General features: G+C 36.7%; 4 protein-coding genes. All 4 read left to right on the top strand.

Annotated elements, in window-relative coordinates; translation table 11 throughout:
* Positions 1-672, top strand: a 672-nt coding sequence (locus VKY47_RS04485; protein WP_324310705.1) for a glycosyltransferase family 4 protein, incomplete at its 5' end; no start/stop codon positions are given.
* Positions 673-674: 2 nt separating this feature from the next.
* Entirely contained in the window at positions 675-1,532 is an 858-nt protein-coding gene (locus VKY47_RS04480; protein WP_324310703.1) for a sulfotransferase family protein, read from the top strand.
* A 197-nt stretch (positions 1,533-1,729) separates the two neighbouring features.
* Positions 1,730-2,701: a glycosyltransferase family 4 protein gene (locus VKY47_RS04475; RefSeq protein WP_324310702.1), complete on the top strand. Its 972-nt coding sequence runs from the start codon at positions 1,730-1,732 to the stop codon at positions 2,699-2,701.
* Between the two features lie 145 nt (positions 2,702-2,846).
* On the top strand, positions 2,847-3,393 hold a 547-nt coding region (locus VKY47_RS04470; protein WP_324310700.1), incomplete at its 3' end, for a hypothetical protein.

Raw genomic sequence — 3,393 nt, 5'->3', positions numbered from 1 at the left:
CATATAGCGTATGATAACCCCGAGATGAAAACTCGATTTTTTAAATCATTGCTTTTAAGGCATAAAATTTCCTTCATTCCACATGGGGTTGATACCAATGTATTTAAACCATTGGAACCAATTGATCGTACTACCTTTAATGTTGTCTGTGTCGGAAATATTGGAGATAATAAGAATCAGCTATTTATAATAAAAGCACTGAAAAATTTACCTCAAAACATAGTATTGCATTTATATGGTAAGGAAGATAAAGAATACAGAAAAAATCTAGACGATTTTATAGAATTGAACAATATGAAGGAGCGAGTACTTTTCCATGGATTTTTAGAAAATGTGACAATACCTCAAGTTTATAGAGAGATGGATTTGTTTGTGTTGGCTTCCTATCAAGAAGGGTTACCTGTGTCTATATTAGAAGCATTAGCTTGTGGATTGCCAGTGTTATCTTCAGACTCTGGAGGTGGTGCAAAATACATTCTATCAAGAGGTGGTGGGTATATATTTGATTTAGATAATCCTAATAGCTTGGCAGATAACCTTAAGAGGATGGCTACCAATAAAGAAGAAATCAAAAGACTTTCTATAGACGGAATAAAAAATATAAAAGCAAATTTTTCAGTACAGAATGAAATATCATCTTATGAAAAAGTATATTTAAAAAATGCAAAGTAATAGTGAGTAGGTTCAATAAACATATTATTATAGTTGATTCCGCTAGAAGTGGTACTAGTTGGTTAAGTGAGGTAATAGCTCGGCAGCATAGGTATAGAATGTTGTTTGAGCCTGAGCACGAATTTAACACAAAGAAAGGAACGCTTTTATGCGATAAATGGCTGGAAAGCAAAGACGATCCTATAGAAGCACACCGATATCTAACTAAGGTATTTCAAAACCGTGTGGATTGTGATTGGATTGCGCAAAACAGCAATAGAAAGTTTAAACGACATTTATGGCCATTTATACCTAAAAGATTTATAATCAAATTTGTAAGAGCTAATCTTTCAGCTAAGTATATGAATGAAACTTTTAAAATACCTGTCATTCATATAATAAGAAACCCTTATGATGTTCTTTCTTCTCAACAGCGTGTTAAGTTTCCATGGTTATATAATCTCGACCACTTTAAAAGTCAAAATGACTTAGTTGCTATGGTGAAAGAGCAGTTCAACTTTGATCTCTTAAAAGATACTGAAGATATGACGCCATTGGAAGTACTTATAGTGCGCTGGTGTTTGGAGAATGTTTTGCCATTGCAAGTATTGGAGCCATATCAATACAAGCACCGTGTATTAAAACATGAGGACTTGCGAAGTGATATTCAAGTTTTTTTAAATCTGTGTAAAGAGTTTAATCTTGAACCCTTGTCAAATATTGAAAAGGAGTATGCACGTCCTTCTTCTAAAACACATCCTAAGAGTAAAATTATTAATAAAAATGCAGAGATGAGAAAGTTTGATTTTAAGGAGCTGTTTTCAATAAATAGACTGCTAGATATATTTGATTGTAAGCTGTATCCAAGAAAACACAGTTAATTATGCGTATAGGTATTATACTCTCTCAACCCCCAGGCTACTCCGAAACCTTTTTTCGTTCCAAGATTAAAGGACTTCAGGAGAATGGAGTAGAAGTATGCTTGTTTTGTCAGAATAATAACAATGAATTTACACTTTGTCCCGTTATAGTTAGCCCAAGGGTAAGTAAGAATCCATTCCTACAACTATGGTTCTTTATGAAAGAGTTTGTATTACTGTTGCCATACGTATCCACGGTAATACGATATGTGAAATTGGAGCGCTCTGAGGGTACAGCATGGTTGCAAATTTTTAAAAAGGTGTATCTCAATGCTCAATTGCTTAAAGCAAAATTAGATTGGTTGCACTTTGGGTTTGCTACAATGGCCTTAGGTAGCGAAACAGTGGCTAAAGCAATTGGAGCGAAAATGGCGGTAAGCTTTAGAGGGTTTGATATGACCGTCTATCCAGTTAAAAATCCAGGGTGTTACCAAATGCTATGGAGACATATAGATAAAGCTCACACCATTTCGGATAATCTTTTAAAATTAGCAGTAAAACATGGAATGCCTGAAAACACTCCCTTTGAAAAAATAACACCTGCTATTAATATCGATTTGTTTCAATCGGAAACAACTGAATTGTCTTCAAAAGAGAGGCCAGTTTTAATAACTACCGCCCGCCTACATTGGATTAAAGGATATGTGTCAACCCTAGAAGCTTTAGCGCTTCTCAAAGAACAGGGGATTGACTTTGTATATAAGATTATAGGCGAAGGAAAAGAATATGAACGCATAGCTTTTGCAGCCTATCAGCTTGGGCTTACCGAACGAGTTCAGTTTTTAGGGAAATTGCCGCATGCTGAGGTGAAGCAGGAATTGGAAGAAGCAAGTATTTATATTCAATATAGTATTCAAGAAGGGTTTTGCAATGCTGTATTAGAAGCACAGGCCATGGGAAAATTATGTATTGTTAGTAATGCAGAGGGGTTGACGGAAAATGTATTGCATGGTAAAACGGGGTGGGTAGTGCCTAAATATTCGCCTTATCTTTTGGCAGAACAAATTAAGAAAGTACTTTTGATGGATGTAGAGGAGAAGGCGGTGATTTCCAAAAATGCGGTGGAACGGGTGAGGCGGAAATTTAATGTGGAGAAGCAGACGAAAGAATTTGTTGGCTTTTATGGGTGAAGAGTTCTCGCAGAGACCGCAGAGGAATAGCGCAGAGTACGCAGAGGATATAAGCTTTTTGCGAACAAAACTGCGCTCTCTGCGTAAAACTCCGCGTCCTCCGCGTGAACCAAGAAGCCGATTTTTTAAACGTACACCTTAATAAATGAAACTACACTACCCAAAATCCCATTACAACAAATCCCACCGTGGCCTGGTATTCCCGCTTTTAAAACCATTTATAAAAGGAGATAGCTTCACCGATGCCCAGAGAATCGAGCTATATGGCCTATCGGAAAAGGATTTTGAGTTTACGGATGAATTGGAGGACGCAGATTTGGTTATTCTGACAATGGCGTGGAACTATTACGTAAAAACCAAACAAACAAATCTTGCAATTGCCTTCGTTAAAGAATGTGGCGTATTGGGAAAAAAAGTACTCACTTGGAATGCCGGAGATCACGGGGTTCGAATTCCGAGCTTATCGAATTTAATCGTGGTTCGTGAAAGTGGGTATCGCTCGAAATTCTCAGAAAATGAACATACGCTGCCTTCCTTTATAAATGATCCCTTAAAGAAATATTACAATACAGATAAACCCTATATCATACCTTATTCTCCAAAGCCTCTTATCGGCTTTTGTGGGCAGGCACAATTGTCAAGAACGCGAGCAGTCAAGGAGCTTTTCAATATTCTTAGAAGAAATTTAAAAT

The organism is Xanthomarina sp., assembly GCF_035306705.1.
GTDB lineage: Bacteria > Bacteroidota > Bacteroidia > Flavobacteriales > Flavobacteriaceae > Xanthomarina.
This window is presented reverse-complemented; position numbering and strand designations above follow the sequence as displayed.

Excerpts from the sequence above, each read along its gene's own strand:
- VKY47_RS04475 (WP_324310702.1), top strand. The coding sequence starts at position 1,730 with ATGAAAGAGTTTGTATTACTGTTGCCATACGTATCCACGGTAATACGA.